The sequence below is a fragment of the Aeromicrobium sp. PFPM2_SD2 genome (genome assembly GCF_057364525.1).
This window is the reverse complement of sequence record NZ_JBNFNZ010000757.1, coordinates 1-659: the sequence shown is the minus strand read 5'-3', so window position 1 is coordinate 659 and position 659 is coordinate 1. Positions and strand designations below refer to the sequence as shown.

Genomic DNA, 659 nt, shown 5'->3' with positions numbered 1-659 from the left:
ATCGAGACGCCGAGCAGCTCGGACGCGCGGCCGACGAGCTCGTGCGCGCGGTCGAGGCCGTGCGTGGTCGCGGCGCCGGGTCGGACGTCTGAGCAGCCGTCCAGCGACGCGCGGGGGCCACCTCGGTCACCTAGCATGACGGCCATGCATGTCGGGGGAGATGCTCAGGAGGTGCGCGCGCTGGCGCGCCGGGTGCGTGGTTGGGCGGACGAGGTCGACCGCCAGGCGGCGGTGCTGCGAGCGACGGACGTCGAGTGGCGCAGCACGGCGGCGGACGACTTCGCCCGCCGGCTCGAGGAGCGCCGGGGCGACGTGCTGGCGGTCGCCGAGAAGGTCCGCACGGCGGCCGACCGCATCGACCACCTCGCCGACGTGCTGCAGGAGCGCCAGCAGCAGCTGTCCGACCTGCTCGCCGCTGCCGGACGGACCCTGGCCGACGCGGAGCAGATGGTGCGCGACGGCGTGGGCGACCTGATGAGCGAGGCGCGCAGCCTGGCGGAGGGTGCCGCGGACCTCGTCGACCAGGGCCGCGACGCCCTGGGGGCGCTCGCCCGTGGGGTGACGGGCCGATGAGCGTCGGCGTTCGCGCCCGAGCGGGGAGCCGTCCGAGCCCACCTCGACGAGCCGCAGTGGGGCGCAGACGCTGACCGCGCCGACCT

The 659-nt window shown here is 76.2% G+C and carries 1 protein-coding gene; it reads left to right on the top strand.

Features of this window, described 5'->3' with window-relative positions; translation table 11 throughout:
* Positions 1–135: 135 nt before the first annotated feature.
* Positions 136–573 carry a hypothetical protein gene (locus AC2W7G_RS17925; RefSeq protein ID WP_485869623.1) on the top strand — a complete coding sequence of 146 codons (438 nt, stop codon included), beginning with the start codon at positions 136–138 and terminating at the stop codon, positions 571–573.
* Positions 574–659 lie beyond the last annotated feature (86 nt).